At 64.7% G+C, this 16,155-nt stretch carries 14 protein-coding genes; 11 read left to right on the plus strand and 3 right to left on the minus strand.

Going from position 1 to position 16,155, the window contains the following annotated elements; translation table 11 throughout:
• Nucleotides 1–7: 7 nt before the first annotated feature.
• Entirely contained in the window at nt 8–922 is a 915-nt protein-coding gene (locus MRBLMU1_RS09910; RefSeq protein ID WP_363500309.1) for a LysR substrate-binding domain-containing protein, read from the minus strand.
• A gap of 112 nt (nt 923–1,034) precedes the next feature.
• Between MRBLMU1_RS09910 and MRBLMU1_RS09915 the strand changes: the two genes are divergently transcribed.
• Genes MRBLMU1_RS09915 through pcaD form a run of 8 tightly spaced genes read left to right on the plus strand, consistent with a single transcriptional unit; the run spans nt 1,035 to nt 7,853 of the window.
• Complete coding sequence (locus MRBLMU1_RS09915; protein WP_363500312.1) at nt 1,035–2,147, plus strand: muconate/chloromuconate family cycloisomerase; 1,113 nt, start codon at nt 1,035–1,037, stop codon at nt 2,145–2,147.
• 11 nt (nt 2,148–2,158) lie between these two features.
• Nucleotides 2,159–2,449, plus strand: coding sequence for a muconolactone Delta-isomerase (gene catC, locus MRBLMU1_RS09920; protein ID WP_315217201.1), 291 nt, complete (start codon nt 2,159–2,161; stop codon nt 2,447–2,449).
• Between the two features lie 31 nt (nt 2,450–2,480).
• Complete coding sequence (gene catA, locus MRBLMU1_RS09925) at nt 2,481–3,401, plus strand: catechol 1,2-dioxygenase (protein ID WP_363500316.1); 921 nt, start codon at nt 2,481–2,483, stop codon at nt 3,399–3,401.
• 14 nt (nt 3,402–3,415) lie between these two features.
• Nucleotides 3,416–4,786 (plus strand): benzoate 1,2-dioxygenase large subunit, encoded by a 1,371-nt coding sequence (benA, locus tag MRBLMU1_RS09930; protein ID WP_363500319.1) that lies wholly within the window; start codon nt 3,416–3,418, stop codon nt 4,784–4,786.
• Nucleotides 4,783–5,262: a benzoate 1,2-dioxygenase small subunit gene (gene benB / locus MRBLMU1_RS09935; protein WP_363500322.1), complete on the plus strand. Its 480-nt coding sequence runs from the start codon at nt 4,783–4,785 to the stop codon at nt 5,260–5,262. The genes benA and benB overlap by 4 nt, the downstream gene beginning before the upstream one ends.
• A 15-nt stretch (nt 5,263–5,277) precedes the next feature.
• The gene (gene benC / locus MRBLMU1_RS09940) at nt 5,278–6,303 is read left to right on the plus strand and encodes a benzoate 1,2-dioxygenase electron transfer component BenC (RefSeq protein WP_363500325.1); all 1,026 of its coding nucleotides are present in this window, start codon (nt 5,278–5,280) and stop codon (nt 6,301–6,303) included.
• On the plus strand, nt 6,300–7,085 hold the full coding sequence (locus MRBLMU1_RS09945) for a 1,6-dihydroxycyclohexa-2,4-diene-1-carboxylate dehydrogenase (protein ID WP_363500328.1): 786 nt from the start codon (nt 6,300–6,302) through the stop codon (nt 7,083–7,085). Before benC ends, MRBLMU1_RS09945 begins: the two co-directional genes overlap by 4 nt.
• A 3-nt stretch (nt 7,086–7,088) precedes the next feature.
• Nucleotides 7,089–7,853 (plus strand): 3-oxoadipate enol-lactonase, encoded by a 765-nt coding sequence (pcaD, locus tag MRBLMU1_RS09950; RefSeq protein ID WP_363500331.1) that lies wholly within the window; start codon nt 7,089–7,091, stop codon nt 7,851–7,853.
• Between the two features lie 3 nt (nt 7,854–7,856).
• Here pcaD and MRBLMU1_RS09955 read toward each other — a convergent pair whose 3' ends face one another.
• Nucleotides 7,857–11,450: a pectinesterase family protein gene (locus MRBLMU1_RS09955; protein WP_363500334.1), complete on the minus strand. Its 3,594-nt coding sequence runs from the start codon at nt 11,448–11,450 to the stop codon at nt 7,857–7,859.
• A gap of 28 nt (nt 11,451–11,478) precedes the next feature.
• A complete protein-coding gene (locus tag MRBLMU1_RS09960; protein ID WP_363500337.1) occupies nt 11,479–12,096 on the minus strand; it encodes a PEP-CTERM sorting domain-containing protein in 618 nt (205 codons plus the stop codon).
• 441 nt (nt 12,097–12,537) lie between these two features.
• Here MRBLMU1_RS09960 and MRBLMU1_RS09965 point away from each other — a divergent pair, with 441 nt between their 5' ends.
• The 3 genes from MRBLMU1_RS09965 (at nt 12,538) to MRBLMU1_RS09975 (ending at nt 16,148) form a co-directional block, all read left to right on the plus strand.
• Entirely contained in the window at nt 12,538–13,161 is a 624-nt protein-coding gene (locus MRBLMU1_RS09965; protein ID WP_363500340.1) for a hypothetical protein, read from the plus strand.
• 218 nt (nt 13,162–13,379) lie between these two features.
• Complete coding sequence (locus MRBLMU1_RS09970; RefSeq protein WP_363500343.1) at nt 13,380–14,924, plus strand: efflux transporter outer membrane subunit; 1,545 nt, start codon at nt 13,380–13,382, stop codon at nt 14,922–14,924.
• 75 nt (nt 14,925–14,999) lie between these two features.
• Complete coding sequence (locus tag MRBLMU1_RS09975) at nt 15,000–16,148, plus strand: efflux RND transporter periplasmic adaptor subunit (RefSeq protein ID WP_363500346.1); 1,149 nt, start codon at nt 15,000–15,002, stop codon at nt 16,146–16,148.
• Nucleotides 16,149–16,155: the final 7 nt, after the last annotated feature.

Here is a 16,155-nt window from a genome sequence, read left to right on the forward strand (position 1 = left end):
GGCCGGTCTATAGCGATTCGCGTATATACGAAATGCCGGCACGGTCGTAGACGGCGTAAATCGTATTGAGCATATTGCGCAGTTCTTCCGAAGTGTCCATCTTGCGGACGCTGAACATGACCGGAGATACCGCGTGGCGGTCGGTGAGGGCGCGGTAGGCGACGTTGTTGCGCTTCATGCCCTGCACGCTGTCCGGCACCACGGCCACGCCTTCGCCGGCGGCGACCAGGCCGATGGCGATCTGCAGCTCGCGCACCTCCATGATCTTGTGCGGCAGGATGGAGCGCTCGCTGAACACGGCCAGCACCTGGTCGGCGAAGCTGGGGCGCGGCGCCTTGGGATAGATGATCAGCGTTTCCATCAGCAGATCCACCAGGCTGAGAGGGGTGTCCGATAGCGCCAGCGGATGCCCCGCCGGCAGCGCCACGATCAGCCTTTCCTCGCGCAGCACGATGCGGCGGATATTCGGGTCTTCGCTCTTCACACGGCCGAAGCCGACGTCGATGGTGCCTTCCTTCAGCGCCTTCAGCTGCTGCATCGTCGTCATCTCGTGAAAAGTCACTTCCACCGTTGGGTACTGCTCGCGGAAGTGCCGCACAATGTCCGGTAAAAGGCCGTACAGGGTGGAGGCGACAAACCCCATCGACAGCGAACGGTCGACCTTGCCCACCCTTTGGGTCATGGTTTTGAGCTCGGCCGCCTTGGCCAGCAGCTCCTGCGCGTGGGCGTGGAAGAAGGTCCCGGCCTCGGTCAGGCGCAGCGGGCGCGATCCCTTTTCGATCAATTCCACCCCCAGTTCCTCCTCCAGTTGCTGGATTTGGCGGCTTAGCGGCGGCTGCGCGATGAACAGCCGTTTGGCCGCCCGAGTGAAGTTCTTCTCCTCGGCGACGGCGACGAAATAGCGCAGGTGGCGTAGCTCCATGAATAGCTTCTTTCATACCTGATGGGTATGGAGACCATACCAACTCAGTGTTGGACGCCCCCGTTTGAACGGCATATTGTGTATTTATTCCGACTTATTATACAAATTAAATATGATCCAGAGCATAGAAGTCATCCTCGCCGACGTGCCGACGATACGCCCGCACAAGCTGTCGGTTGCGACGATGAACACGCAAACGCTGGTGCTGGTCCGGGTCCGCTGCGCCGACGGCGTCGAGGGCTGGGGCGAGGGCACCACCATCGGCGGCCTGAATTACGGCGAGGAGAGCCCGGAGAGCATCAAGGTCAATATCGACACCCACATCGCGCCGCTGTTGATCGGTATGGAGGCGAGCCAGGTGGCGAAGGCGATGGCGAAGATCCGCAAGGTCATTCAAGGCAACCGCTTCGCCAAATGCGCGATCGAGACCGCGCTGCTGGACGCGCAGGCGCGCCGGATCGGCATCCCGCTCAGCGAGTTGCTGGGCGGCCGGGTGCGCGACGCGCTGCCGGTGGCCTGGACGCTGGCCAGCGGCGACACCGCCAAGGACATCGCCGAGGCGCGGATGATGCTGGAGTTAAGGCGTCACCGCATTTTCAAGCTGAAGATCGGCGCCCGCGCCGTCAGGGAAGACGTGGCCCACGTATTGGCGATCAAGAAGGCGCTGGGCGATACGGTCAGCGTGCGGGTCGACGTCAACATGGCCTGGAGCGAACTGGAAGCGGTGGAGGGGATCGCGGCGCTGGAGGCGGGTGGCGTCGATCTGATCGAGCAGCCGGTGAGGGCGGAGAACGTCGCGGCCATGGCACGGCTCGCGCAGCGGTATGCGGTGGCGCTGATGGCCGACGAGGCGCTTCAAGGTCCGCACGATGCGCTGGCGCTGGCCAACGCGGGGGCGGCCGATGTTTTCGCGGTCAAGATCGCGCAGTCTGGCGGGCTGGTTCCGGCGGCGCAGGTGGCGGCGGTGGCGCAGCTTTCGGGGATCGCGCTGTATGGCGGGACGATGCTGGAGGGAGCCATCGGCACCGCGGCATCGGCGCATCTGTTTTCGACCTTTGGCGATCTGTCGGCCGGCACCGAGTTGTTTGGACCGCTGCTGTTGACGGAAGAGTTGCTGCGCACCCCGCTGGTGTACAAGGATTTCATGTTGCAGGTGCCGACCGGGCCGGGATTGGGTGTGGAGATCGACACCGAGAAGCTCGATTATCTGCGCCGTAAATTTTAGAGGAGACCTTTATGTTGTTTCACGTCCGTATGGATGTCCAACTGCCACCGGCCATGCCGGCGGCGCAGGCGGACGAACTTAAAAAGACCGAACGCGAACTGGCGCAGAGCCTTCAGCGCAGCGGCAAGTGGCGCCATCTTTGGCGCATCGCCGGGCAGTACGCCAACGTCAGCATGTTCGACGTCGACAGCGTCGACGAGCTGCACGCGCTACTGACCTCGCTGCCGCTGTTCCCGTATATGCAAATCGAAGTAATGCCCATGTGCCGCCATCCATCCTCGATCCGCGACACCGACGCCTGACCTAAACGATCATCACAACAAGGAGACTAGCATGACCCATAACGAAATCGACACACTGGTAAAGAGCTGGATCATCGACACCGCCACCGGCCCGGTCAATCCACGCGTGCAGCAGGTGGTGTTCGGCCTGGTGAGCGCGCTGTGCAAAACCATCGAGGACCTGGACATCCAGTCCAGCGAATTCTGGAGCGGCCTGGAATACCTGCGCGAAGCGGGCGTGCGTAATGAACTGGGCCTGTTGGCGCCCGGCCTGGGGCTGGAACGCTTCCTCGATATCCGCGCCGACGAGGCGGAAGCCAAGGCCGGACTGGTTGGCGGCACGCCGCGCACCATCGAAGGCCCGCTGTATGTGGCCGGCGCGCCTGAAAGCAAAGGATACGCGCGCCTCGACGACGGCACCGAAAGCGACAAGGCCGAAGTCCTGTTCATGCAAGGCACGGTGCGCGACGAGCAGGGCAAGCCGGTTCCCGGCGCCAAGGTCGAAGTCTGGCACTGCAACCTGATGGGTGGTTATTCGTTCTTCGACCAGACGCAATCGCCTTTCAACCTGCGCCGCACCATCATCGCCGATGGCGAGGGCCGCTACCAGTTCCGCAGCATCCTGCCGGTCGGCTATAGCTGCCCGCCGGACGGCACCACCCAGCGCTTGCTCGATCAACTGGGCCGCCACGGCCACCGTCCCGCGCATATCCACTTCTTCATCAGCGCGGAAGGCCAGCGCAAGCTGACCACCCAGATCAACATCGACGGCGACGAGTTCCTGTGGGACGATTTCGCCTTCGCCAGCCGCGAGGGCCTGGTGCCGGCGGTGCGCAAGGTGACCGAGCCGGCCGCCATCGCGGCCAAGGGACTGGATCGGCCGTACTCCGAGATCGACTTCGATTTCCGCCTGTATGCCGAGCGCCAGCAAGCACCGGCGGCCGAAGTGCAGCGCGTGCGCGTGGCCGCCTGAGGGGAAATGCGATCATGATCCCGATTTACGTCGAGAAGAAGGCCGGGCTGAAAAACCTGGACCGCTACCTGCTCGAAGACCACGAGAAAGGCGATTACCGCCTGCACCGCAGCGCCTTCACCGATCCGGAACTGTTCGAACTGGAGATGAAGCATATCTTCGAGGGCAACTGGATCTATCTGGCCCACGAAAGCCAGATCCCGAACAACAACGATTACTACACGACGCACATCGGCCGCCAGCCCGTGTTCATCGCGCGTAACCGCCAGGGTGAGCTGAATGCCTTCATCAACGCCTGCACCCACCGTGGCGCGCAGCTGTGCCGCCACAAGCGTGGCAACAAGGCCACCTACACCTGTCCGTTCCACGGCTGGACCTTCAACAACAGCGGCAAACTGCTGAAGGTGAAGGACCCAGAAGGCGCCGGCTATCCGGATTGCTTCAACAAGGAAGGCTCGCACGATCTGAAGAAGGTCGCGCGTTTCGAAAGCTACAGGGGCTTCCTGTTCGGTAGCCTGAATGACGACGTGTTGCCGCTGGCCGAATTCCTGGGCGAGGCGGGCAAGATCATCGACATGATCGTCAACCAGTCGGCCGACGGATTGGAAGTGCTGCGCGGTTCGTCCACCTATACCTTCGAGGGCAACTGGAAGCTGCAGGCCGAGAATGGCGCCGACGGCTATCACGTCTCGGCGGTCCACTGGAACTATGCGGCCACCACCAACCGCCGCAAGGATCTGAACGAAGTCCGCCCGGATAATATCCGCGCCATGGACGCCGGTAACTGGGGAAAACAGGGTGGCGGTTTCTACGCGTTCGACCATGGCCATTTGCTGTTGTGGACCCAGTGGGCCAATCCGCAGGACCGGCCCAATTATCCAAAGCGCGCCGAGTACGCCGGGCAGTTCGGCGGCGCCACGGCGGACTGGATGATCGAGCGTTCGCGCAATCTGTGCCTGTACCCGAATGTGTATTTGATGGACCAGTTCGGCTCGCAAATCCGCTTGCTGCGCCCGATCTCGGTCGACAAGACGGAGGTGACGATCTATTGCATCGCGCCGAAGGGCGAATCCGACGAGGCGCGCGCCCGCCGCATCCGCCAGTATGAGGACTTCTTCAACGTCAGCGGCATGGCGACGCCGGACGATCTGGAGGAATTCCGCGCCTGCCAGCAGGGCTACAACGGCCGCGCGCTGGAATGGAACGACATGTGCCGGGGCTCGACGCACTGGGTGCAGGGCGCCGACGCGGCGGCGAGGGAAATCGGTCTGGCGCCCGTCATGAGCGGCGTCAAGACCGAGGACGAGGGCCTGTACACGATCCAGCACCGTTATTGGCTCGACGTGATGAAAAAGGCGATCAAGGACGAGGGAGAGGCGGCATGATCGACAAAATCAGCGCTTTCCTCTACAAAGAAAGCCGTCTGCTGGACGACAAGCAGTGGGACGACTGGCTGGAATGCTACCACCCGGACGCGCAGTTCTGGATGCCGGCGTGGGACGATGACGATGAATTGGTCAGCGACCCGCAGCGAGAGATTTCGCTGATTTACTACCCGACCCGCCAGGGCCTGGAGGACCGCGTATTCCGCATCAAGACCGAGCGTTCCAGCGCGACGATGCCCGACACCCGCACCAGCCACAATATCGCCAACGTGGAGATCGAGTCCTGCGAAGGTGGCCGCTACACGGTGCGCTTCAATTGGCACACGCTGAGCCATCGCTACAAGACGGACTTCAGCTACTTCGGCATGTCGCGCTACGTCATCGATTTTTCCGGCGAGCGCCCGCTGATACTCAATAAGTATGTGGTACTCAAGAACGATTACATCAACCAGGTGATCGACATCTACCACTTATAACACCAGGAGACGACGATGAGCTACAACATCGCCCTGCAGTTCGAGGACGGGGTGACCCGCTTCATTTCATGCAACGAGAACGAAAAGCTGGCCGACGCCGCCTACCGGCAAAAGGTTAATATTCCGCTGGATTGTCGCGATGGCGCCTGCGGCACGTGTCGCGGCTTCTGCGAGTCGGGCCGCTACGACATGCCGGAATCGAGCTATATCGAAGACGCGCTGGACCCGGAGGACGCGGCCAAGGGCCACGTGCTGGCCTGCCAGATGAAGCCCACGTCGGACTGCGTGGTGCGCATCCCGGCCACGTCGGCGGCCTGCAAGACGGGCGTGTCGCGCTACACGGGCAACCTGGGCGCCGTGAAGCAGTTTTCGAGCACCACCATCGGCTTCTCGATCGAACTGGATGCCGCGGCCAGCCTGGACTTCCTGTCCGGCCAGTACGTCAATGTCGATGTGCCGGGAACCACGCTGACCCGTTCCTATTCCTTCAGTTCCCCGCCTGGCTCCCGGCAGGTCGATTTCGTCGTCCGCAATGTGCCGAACGGCCGTATGAGCGAGTTCCTGTCGCACCAGGCCACGGCGGGGCAGGCGATCAGCTTCTCCGGGCCGTACGGCAGCTTCTATCTGCGGGAGGTGGCGCGGCCCTTGCTGCTGCTGGCCGGGGGCACCGGCATCGCGCCATTCCTGTCGATGCTGGCGGTGCTGGCGGCGTCCGGCTTCACCGAGCCGGTGCGCATGGTGTTCGGCGTGACCAACGATGTCGACCTGGTCGGGCTGGAGGCGCTGGAGCGCATCGCGGCCGCGAATCCGATGTTCAGCTATCGCACCTGCGTGGCGGCGCCGGAAAGCGCGCACCCGCGCAAAGGCTACGTCACGCAGCATGTGGACGAGGAATGGCTCAACGGCGGCGATGTCGATGTTTACCTGTGCGGCCCCGTGCCGATGGTCGATGCGGTCAAGCGATGGCTGGGCGAGTGCGGCGTGACGCCGGCGAACTTCTACTTCGAGAAATTCTCGGCCAGCAGCGAGGTGGCGGCGTGACGCGCGCGCGACGTTTCGAAGGCCGGACGGTGATCGTCACCGGCGCGGCGCAGGGCATAGGGCGCGGCGTGGCGCTGGCCGTGGCGCGGGAGGGCGGTCAACTGGTGCTGGCCGACCGCTCGCAACTGATCGAGGAGGTGCTGGCCGAGGTGCGCGCGGAGGGTGCGAAAGCGGTCGTGGTCAACGTCGACCTGGAAACGTGGGAGGGCGCGGAAAACATGGTTGCCGCCGCGCTGGCCGCGTTCGGCGCGGTCGATGTGTTGATTAACAATGTGGGCGGCACCATCTGGGCCAAGCCGTTCCAGGAATACGCGCCCGAGCAGATCGAAGCCGAGATCCGCCGCTCGCTGTTTCCGACGATGTGGTCGTGCCGCGCCGCGCTGCCGCATATGGTGGAGCGGCAGCGGGGCGCCATCGTCAACGTGTCGTCGATCGCGACCACCGGCATTTATCGCGTGCCGTATTCCGCCTCCAAGGGCGGCGTCAACGCGATGACGGCCGCGCTGGCGATGGAGCACGCGCAGGACGGCATCCGCGTGAACGCGGTGGCCACCGGCGGCACGGAGGCGCCGCCGCGCAAGGTGCCTCGCAATCCGCAGCCTTTGAGCGAACAGGAACAGCGCTGGTATCAGGGTATCGTCGACCAGACCATCGCCAGCAGCTGGATGCACCGCTACGGCAGCATCGCGGAACAGGTCAACGCCATCCTGTTCCTGGCGTCGGATGAAGCGTCGTACATCACCGGCACGGTATTGCCGGTCGGTGGCGGCGACCAGGGGTAGCCTATGCCGGTCGCGAACGGAATCCACTACGAAACCGAGGGCTCGCCGGGCCTTCCTGCGCTGATCTTCTCCAATTCCCTCGGCACGACCCTCGAGATGTGGAACGCGCAGGCGCGCGAATTCGGCAAGAACTATCATGTGGTGCGCTACGACACGCGCGGGCATGGCCGCTCATCCAGTCCCACCGGCCCGTACACCCTGGCGCAGCTGGGCGGCGACGTGCTGGCGCTGATGGATTATTTGAGCATCAGCCATGCGCACTTTTGCGGGCTGTCGATGGGCGGCTTGACGGCGCAGTGGCTGGGGATATACGCGTACGACAGGATGGACAAGCTGGTGATCGCCAATTCCGCCGCGCGCGTGGGCACGGCGGATGGCTGGGAGCAGCGTGCACGGCTGGCGCGCGGAGAGGGATTGGGCGGCATCGCCGATGGCGCCGCCGGACGCTGGTTCACGCCGGATTTCATCGCACGTGAGCCGGGTCAAGTCGCGGCGCTGGTGGAGACCATGCGGCAGGGGAGCGCGGACGGCTACGCGGCCTGCTGCGAGGCGCTGGCCGTCGCCGACTTGCGCGATAAGATACAGACGATACCCAATGCGACGCTGATCATCGCCGGCGCGCACGATCCGGTGACGACGCCGAGCGATGCCGTCTTCATGCAGCAAAAGATCAGGGGCGCGGCCACGGTCACGCTGGCCGCGTCCCATATCTCGAACATCGAAGCGCCCGACACCTTCAATCAGGCGCTGGCGGCGTTCCTCCGTTGACCGCTACGGCTGCGGGTCCCAACCAGCGCCGCCGTTCCAGGCCGAGAACACCAGCGCGCGGTTGGCGAAACCGGCTGCGACATCCGATGCGCTCAACTGGAAGCCGCCGACGCGCGCCGCCAGGTTGATCGGATCGCCGCCCAGTGTGGTGCTGCCGTATTCGCGCCAGCCGCTGGCCGCCGTCGGCGTCACCGGATTCGGCGCCGGCTGGCCGTTGACGCCCGCGCCGGCCCATCCCGCCGCCGCGACGTGGGTATCCATCTTCGTGTTGATGAAGGCGATGTTGTCCCACGTGGCGGTGCCGCCGGGGCTGCGCGCCAGCCAGGTGGCGCCGTCCGGCACGTCGCCGTGCAGCGGGCCGGGGCCGGGACCGTGGGTCAATCGGCTGTTGAGGAAGACGAAACCCTTGTCGGTGGCGTTGGGCACGCGCGCCTGCAGGATGTAGCCGCCGCCGGTGGCGCTGGTGGTGTCGCCGACGGAGCGGATTTCGCTTTCCTCGAACAGGGCCGCGCGGCTGCCGCCCCAGATGAAGTCCACATTGCCCGCCACCAGGCTGCGGTAGAACCAGGCGTAGCCCTTCAGGTTCAGCGTATCCTGCTCGCTGAAGAAGGCGGCGTTCTTCGCCACCAGCCGGCCGTTGTCGCTGTTGAAGTAGATGGCCTCCGCCTGGGCCGAAATCGCGCTGGAGCGCAGCGTCGTGTTGCGCAGCGTGAGGGTGTCGAGGGTCAGCATGTCCGCCGCCTCCACCAGCATCACCGAGCGGCCGCCGGATGTCGCCGAACTGTCGGCCGACTGGCTGCCGCCGGTGCCGCTATTCAGGCTGTCGTAGTTGGTGTACTGGATGACGGCGCCGTCGCGGCTTTCGCCGACGATGGTGACGTTGTTCTTCCCCCGCAGGTAAAGCAGTTCCGTATACGTGCCGTTGCGCACGGTGATGGTCAGCGGATCGTTGGCCGCCACGTCCTTCATGGCGTAATTGAGCGCCGCCTGCACGGTGCCGAAGTCGGCGTCGTCGGACGCGCCCACGGTGACGCTGGCGCTGCCCGGCGCCGGCCCCGCCGCGCGGGTGGTGAACGACCAGTCACCCAGCTTGCCGATGCCGACGAACGGGATGCCGCCCAGCGAGGCGCCGGTGAACACGCCGTTGGAGATGGCGACGTAGTACTCCGTGCCGTATTCAAGCTTGTTGCTATGGGGTTTGATGGTCACCGTGTTGCCGCTGATGGCGACCGGCGTGGTGTTGACCTTGCGGATCGCCGCCTGGCCGGCGTAGCCCAGCATATCGGTCTCGCCGGACAGGCGGATGACATCGACCAGCGCGTCGTCGGCCTTGCGGAAGATGCGGATGCTGCCGCCCGTGCCCAGCGTCGGCGGGCTGTCGAAGGTCAGCTTGAACGCGGCGTCGACGTGGGCCGATGGCGCGGCCGCCGCTGGTTGCGTGGCGCCACCCAGCGGATAGGTCTGCGACGGCTGCACGAACCGGGGACTGATGGTGGCCGCGATGGTCCGCTGCAGCGTGGGGTCCGAGCCGCTGGTGACGGTGATGGTGGCGGTGCCCGCGCCGACGGGCGTTATGGTCAGCGTGCCGCCGCTGGTGGCGACGGCGGCCACACCCGGTTTGCTGGAGGCGGCGGCGAAGGCGTCCGCCGTGCCGTCCGGCTTGACGGCGTTAACGTTGATGGTCAACGGCGTGTCGCCCACCTCGGCGATGTAGTTCAGCGACGCCGGATTGAGCGTCAGCTGCGCGGGCTTGAGCGATGGATCGCCGATGCGCACGTCGTCGATCTGGAACGACTTGTTGGTGGTGTACAGGCCGACCAGGCCGCGCTCCGCGAACGAGGCATCGGTGACGGTGCCCAGCGCCTCGCCGTCCAGGTAGACGGTCAGCGAAGTGCCGATCATTTCGAAGCGCACCGTGTAGAACTGCGCGTCCATCAGAATCGGTTTCCGCACCTGCTTGGGCCGCGACAAGGTGGCGTTGAGCATGCGCGCGATCTCCACCTGGGTGGTGGTGCTGGAGTTTTGCACATTCAGGCCGGCCCCGTACCAGTTGGCCGCGTCCTTGTAGCGGGTGATCAGATACAGCTGCTTGTTACCGGTGGTGCTGTTGGTCATCGGCTTGATGCGCGCCTCGACGTAGTAGTCGGCCGATGGCACGGCGCTTAGCGCGGCGGGCTTGAGCAGCGCCAGCACGCCGCCGGTGGAGGCGGCGGTGTACTGCATCACCAGGTTGGCCGCGCCGATGCTCTCGGCCTTGACGCTGAAGCTGCCGTTGGCGCCGGCGACCGGCAACAGGTTCCAGTTGGCGGTGCCGCCATTCTGGAAGTCGTCGCAGAAGTAGAGGCCCGACGGCGGGCAGTTCAGCGTGACGGTGGTGTCGGGCGTGACGTCGCCGCTGCCGCTGATGGTGGTGGACAGCTTGCCGCCGCCGGCCTGCGCCAGCGCGTTGGCCTTGACCAGCGCCAGTGGACGCGCCGCATACGCATAGGGCGCGGTGAAGGCGACGCCGTTAGGCACCGAGCAGCCGGCCAATGCGGCGCCGTTGAGCGTCGACCCGGTATCCTTGAAGGCGCCGGGGATGGTGCCGCCTATCGGTTCTATGACGTCGTCGCAACGAACCGGGGCGGCGGGGGCGCCCGTTATGTCGAACACGTTGTTATGCGACAGGATCTGCGAAGCGTGGCCCACGCCGATCGAGTATTCGTGCGGGTAGACGGGATTCGCCTTGCTGCCGACGAAGTAGTTGTTGAACATGTGGATCTGGCCGTAGCGCACGCGCGGCGCGCGGCTGACCACATCGCGGAAGACGTTGTTGCTGAAGCTGACGCGCAGCTTGCCGGTGTCGGCCGGGTCGTTGTCGCTGGAGCCGATCAGGCTATTTTTACGGTGCTGGCCAAAGACGTTGTACGACACCGTCACGAAATCCGACGCCTTGGTGATGTCAACCGCGCCGTCATGGCACTGCTTGATCTGGCCATTCTCGATCGGCAGCTTGTCGTCGGTCATGGCGCCGTCGGTGAAGGTGTTGTGATCGATCCAGACGTGATCGGAGGTGGTGACGCCGATGGCGTCGAAGGCCGAGTTCCAGTTGCCCAGGGCGCCGTCGTTCGGGTCCCAGACCGGACCGACGTCGCACGGATTGACGATCTTCAGGTTGCGCACGATGACCTGGGAGACGCCGGAGACGACGATATGGCCGTTGACGATGCCGGCGCCCGCGCCTTCGCCGATCAAAGTGGTGTTGCTGGGCAGGCGTATCAGTCCCCGGCTGGCCTGGTCGCCGGTGTTCGCGAATGGAACGCCTTCGCTCATGTCGATGGTGCCGCGCAGCTTGACGATTTTGGGATTGGCGGCGCTGCGCCTGAGCGCCGCCAGCAACTCGGCGCGATTGGTGGCGGTGTAGATCTGTGACGGGATCGCGGCGGAACCGCCGATGGTGCCGCCGGTCTGGCCGGCGAAGCCGTCGGCCGGCGCGGTCTGCAGCGCCGGATCGATGGCGGCGGCGCTGACGGCGGTGGCGGCCAACAGCGAGAACGATAACACCGCGCGCAGTGAACAGGACAGGCGTAACGCGGCCCTGAAGCGAGTCAGTTTCATGTGAAGCTCCTTGTTTGAACGGGCGTTGTTAGCGTGGCGAAGTATTGGTGGCGCCGCTACCGGAGGCGCGGCGGCGCCGGGCCAGCATGCCGACACCGGCCAGGCCGGCCATCATCATCCATGCGGTGGCCGGTTCGGGCACCGCCGCCACCGGTCCTTGCAGCGTGATCGCGGTGGTCAGCGCGCTGAAGTCGCCGTTCCACGTCACGCCGGACAGGTCGATCGAGATGGTATGGCCGTTGACGATGTCCAGGACCGGCGCGCCGGTGGTGATGCCGGCATCGAGCACGCTGAAGCCGACGATGGGCGCGGCCAGGGTGGCGCCGAAATCGAAAATGGCGCTGTAGGCGCCGGCGGGAAGGGCGCCGTTGTTGAAGATGGTCAGGCGGCCGTCGGGCGCGAAGTCGAATGCCAGCAGGTAGTCGCTGGTGAGGAATTCGGTGCCCGGCTCGATCGGATCGAGGCCGCTGACGTTGCTGCCCGCTTCATCGGCGAACAGGTGGTCGGCCCCCAGCATGCCGCCGGGCTGGCCGTTGTAGCTGGCGGTGATGATGGCGTCGTGCAGTGGATCGGCGGCCGCGTGGGCGGCGCCGGCGGCCAGCGCAAAACATGCGGCGGCCACGGCTTTGTGTAGTGAGGTGTGCATTTTGTCTCCAGATATTGAGTTCAACAACGCCGGTCTTTGCCGGTCGCCGGTCGGCACACCTCGCGTATGCCGTGCCACCGCGAGGAGGGCGCAGGAAGCACCGAGCTCGTGGTTGGTCAAAAATCTGTCGTAAAGGTCGTGTAGCGCACAAGGTCGCGCACAGGGCGCGATGTAAGTTTGCTAATTCTTGCGATCAATTCTACGGTGGCCTGACCAATCCCGCAAGGTGGACTGGCCAATAAAACAACATTCAATAGCGGGTTGCACGTTGCTTCTATGAATAGAAACTATGGCAATCGAAAAGCGATAAATTTTTACGATCAGACGCCCACTTTTTCGTGCGCAAAATCAACTTTTTACCGCCGCAGGCCGCTAAAAATGGTGCCTGCTGGTAAATTTATTGATAGAATTGTGCTGTGAGGAATCTCCCAACAGGAGTCGATGATGATTACGATAAATGCCATAGGTGGCGCCACCCGGTTTGCAGCAGTTGTTGCAGAGGCGGCGCTCGACCCGAACAAAAAGCCTGATCCCTCGAACGACCCGCAAAGTTTCGAGCTGAACGCTTCCGTGGCCTCTTATTTGTCGCTGCCGGGCTTCAACGCGCCGACGCAGGTCGATTCCAGCGAGGCCAGCAACACCGTCAGCGCCGCCGACAAGGCCAGCGCCATGGTCAAGGCCGTGACGGAGTCGGATGACACCGGCTTGAAAGAAGCACTGAAACAATTCGACGACGGCCTGAAACGCTTGGCCATGCGTCCGGAAACGCAGATCTTCCAGGCCAAGTACGGGTTGGACAATGGCGCGCAGGAAAACCTGGTGTCGCCCGATCCGTTGCCTGGCGTGAGCGAAGACGGCGTGCTGGGCGTGCCCAGCAAGGAACACGCTGCCGCCGACCTCAACAACGACGGCAAGATCAGCGAAGACGAACGCCGCCGCTATCAGCTGCCGATCACCTATCGCAGCAGCGAGCGCTCGACCGACGCGCTGGTCGACGGCCCATCGGCATTCTCGCTGACCGAAGCCAATCGCGCCTACGGCGTGGTGGCGGCCGCGCTGGCCTGATCCCGAACTGTCGATATTCATAATTAGGGCTTTGCCATCGTGGCAAAGCCCTTTTTTTTCGCGGGTACTCCCCTGCGGGCAGCGCCAAGCGTCCAACAAAAAAGACACCGCATCCGTAAAAAATGCGAACATGTGGTCAAATGACTATCTGATCTGAGCTAATTGAATACCGGGCAACGGGTGGGAGACGCTCGTCCTGGGCATAACGGGAGTTTGTTATGGCAAAACAATATAGTGGTCTGGTCTTGGCCTCGGTGGCCTCGGTGGCCTCGGCGGCCTTGGCGGCCGGCTTGAGCGCGTGTGCGCTGGGTCCCGATTTTCAGACGCCGGCGCCGCCCGCGGCCGCCACGGATCGCTACACGCCGGCGCCGCTCGCCGCGCGCACCGCGTCGGCCCCGGCGTCCGCCACCGGCGGCGCGGCCCAGCAGTTTTCGATGGGACAGGACATACCGGCCCAGTGGTGGACGGTTTTCCGCTCGCCGGCGCTGGACCAGTTGATCCGCAACGCGCTGGCGAGCAACCCCAACATGGCGGCGGCCGAGGCGACCTTGCGCCAGGCGCAGGAAAACTATGCCGCGCAGGCGGGCAACCTGGTCTGGCCGGCCGTCGACGGCCAGCTCGGCGTGTCGCGCCAGAAGGCCAATGCCGCCAGCACCGCAGGCGCGCCCGGCGTCTTCAATCTTTATAACGCCTCGGTCAACGTGTCGTACACGCCTGACGTCTTCGGCGCCACGCGCCGTACGCTGGAGGCGGCGCGGGCGACGATCGATTACCAGCGCTTCCAGGTCGAGGCGACCTATCTGGCCTTGAGCGCCAACGTGGTGACGACGGCGATCCAGGAGGCCTCGCTGCGCGCGCAGATCCAGGCCACGCGCGAGGTGCTCGACGCGCTGAACAAACAGCTCGGCGTGATCGAGAAACAGTTCGAGTACGGCGCCATCCCGCGCACCACGATCCTTAGCCAGCGCAATCAGGTGGCGCAGGTCGCGGCCACGCTGCCGCCGCTGGAAAAAGCGCTGGCGCAAAGCCGCCATCAGCTCTCGGTCCTGGCGGGCCGCTTGCCCAGCGAGGCCGGCATGCCGGAATTCGCGCTCGATTCCCTGACCTTGCCGGAGACGCTGCCGGTGTCCTTGCCGTCGGCGCTGGTGCGCCAGCGTCCCGACATCCGCGCCAGCGAGGAGCTGCTGCACCAGGCCAGCGCGCTGGTCGGCGTGGCGACGGCGGCGCAGTATCCGCAGTTCACCCTGAGCGGCAGCTATGGCGCCTCCAGCCCCACCTTCGGCAATCTGTTCGAGGCCAATAGCGCGGTCTGGAGCCTGGCGGCCGGCCTGGCGGCGCCGATCTTCAACGGCGGCGCCTTGAGCGCGCAGCGCCGCGCCTCCGAGGCGGCGTACGACGCGGCGGCCGCGCAGTACCGGGCGACGTTGCTGACGGCGTTCCAGAACGTCGCCGACAGCCTGCGCGCGCTCGACTCGGATGCGCTGGCGCTCAAGGCGCAGGCCGAGGCGGAGGCGCTGGCGGCCGAATCGCTGGCGCTGGCCACCGAACAATACAAACTGGGCGCGATCAGCTATCTGGCGCTGCTCGACGCGCAGCGCAGCTATCAGCAGGCGCACATCAATCTGGTGCAGGCGCAGGCGGCCCGCTATGCCGATACGGCGGCGCTGTTCCAGGCGCTGGGCGGCGGCTGGTGGAATCGGGCCGACGGCATGCCGGCAGCCACGCCGGTGTCGGCGGCGCCGTCGATCAGCAAAAGTCCGTAGCGGCCCTCCGGGCCACGCACTTAAGCCATACCGTACTTTGCCGCACATTCCAAAAAAAACGCAGGAGACTTGTTCATGACCAAGCGTATGCTCATCATGGTAGGGTGTGTCATCCTACTGATCGCCGTACTGGCCTTTGGAAAATACCTTCAGATTCAAAAAATGATCGCCAGCTCGCCCAAGCCCGGCGCGCAGGTGGTCACCGCCATCAAGGTGCCTGCGGTGGAATGGCAGCCGCAGCTCACCGCCGTCGGCACCCTGGTGCCGGTGCGCGGTGTCGACGTGACGACGGAGATCGCCGGCCTGGTACGCAAGGTCAATTTCAAATCCGGCGACGAGGTCAAGGCCGGACAGGTGCTGTTCGAGATGAACGCCGAATCCGACATCGCCCAGCTGCGCTCCCTGCAGGCGGCGGCCGACCTGGCGGCGACGGTGCTCAAGCGCGACAAGCTGCAATTGGCGGCGCAGGCCATCAGCCAGGCGCAGGTCGACAACGACGAGGCGGACCTGAAGAGCCGCAAGGCGCTGGTGGCGCAGCAGCAGGCGCTGGTCGACAAGAAAACCATCCGCGCGCCGTTCGCCGGCAAGCTGGGGATCACCGCCGTCAATCCGGGCCAGTATCTGAATCCCGGCGACGTGTTGGTCACCCTGCAGACCATCGATACCGTGTACGCCGATTTCTTCGTGCCGCAAAAGCAGATCGCCGGCCTGTCGATCGGGCAGAAGCTCAATCTGACCAGCGACGCCTGGCCCGGCGTGGCGTTCCCCGCCAGGGTGACGGCCATCAGCCCGAAAGTCGATGCCGCCACCCGCAACGTACAGGTGCAGGCGACGGTGGCCAACGCCAAGCGCCAGCTGTTGCCGGGCATGTTCGCCAATGTCAGCCTGGATCAGGGCGACGTGAAAAAATACCTGACCTTGCCGCAGACCGCCATCACCTACAACCCGTACGGTTCGACCGTGTTCGTGCTGGCGCCGGCCAAGGCGGAGCAGGGCAAGCAGCCGCCAAAAGACGACAAGGGCAATCCGCAACTGGTGGCGCAGGAGGTGTTCGTCACCACCGGGCCGACGCGCGGCGACCAGGTGGCCGTCCTCACCGGCATCAAGGAAGGGCAGACCGTCGTCACCAGCGGCCAGCTGAAACTCAAGAACGGCACGCCGGCCGTGATCAACAACACGGTGCAGCCGGCCAACAGCCCGAATCCGACGCCGCAGGAACAGTGAGGACGGA

This window comes from Burkholderia sp. LMU1-1-1.1 (genome assembly GCF_040675865.1).
GTDB lineage: Bacteria > Pseudomonadota > Gammaproteobacteria > Burkholderiales > Burkholderiaceae_D > Rugamonas.

Excerpts from the sequence above, each read along its gene's own strand:
- MRBLMU1_RS09910 (WP_363500309.1), bottom strand. The coding sequence starts at position 922 with ATGGAGCTACGCCACCTGCGCTATTTCGTCGCCGTCGCCGAGGAGAAG.
- MRBLMU1_RS09915 (WP_363500312.1), top strand. The coding sequence starts at position 1,035 with ATGATCCAGAGCATAGAAGTCATCCTCGCCGACGTGCCGACGATACGC.
- catC (WP_315217201.1), top strand. The coding sequence starts at position 2,159 with ATGTTGTTTCACGTCCGTATGGATGTCCAACTGCCACCGGCCATGCCG.
- catA (WP_363500316.1), top strand. The coding sequence starts at position 2,481 with ATGACCCATAACGAAATCGACACACTGGTAAAGAGCTGGATCATCGAC.
- benA (WP_363500319.1), top strand. The coding sequence starts at position 3,416 with ATGATCCCGATTTACGTCGAGAAGAAGGCCGGGCTGAAAAACCTGGAC.
- benB (WP_363500322.1), top strand. The coding sequence starts at position 4,783 with ATGATCGACAAAATCAGCGCTTTCCTCTACAAAGAAAGCCGTCTGCTG.
- benC (WP_363500325.1), top strand. The coding sequence starts at position 5,278 with ATGAGCTACAACATCGCCCTGCAGTTCGAGGACGGGGTGACCCGCTTC.
- pcaD (WP_363500331.1), top strand. The coding sequence starts at position 7,089 with ATGCCGGTCGCGAACGGAATCCACTACGAAACCGAGGGCTCGCCGGGC.
- MRBLMU1_RS09955 (WP_363500334.1), bottom strand. The coding sequence starts at position 11,450 with ATGAAACTGACTCGCTTCAGGGCCGCGTTACGCCTGTCCTGTTCACTG.
- MRBLMU1_RS09960 (WP_363500337.1), bottom strand. The coding sequence starts at position 12,096 with ATGCACACCTCACTACACAAAGCCGTGGCCGCCGCATGTTTTGCGCTG.
- MRBLMU1_RS09965 (WP_363500340.1), top strand. The coding sequence starts at position 12,538 with ATGATGATTACGATAAATGCCATAGGTGGCGCCACCCGGTTTGCAGCA.
- MRBLMU1_RS09970 (WP_363500343.1), top strand. The coding sequence starts at position 13,380 with ATGGCAAAACAATATAGTGGTCTGGTCTTGGCCTCGGTGGCCTCGGTG.
- MRBLMU1_RS09975 (WP_363500346.1), top strand. The coding sequence starts at position 15,000 with ATGACCAAGCGTATGCTCATCATGGTAGGGTGTGTCATCCTACTGATC.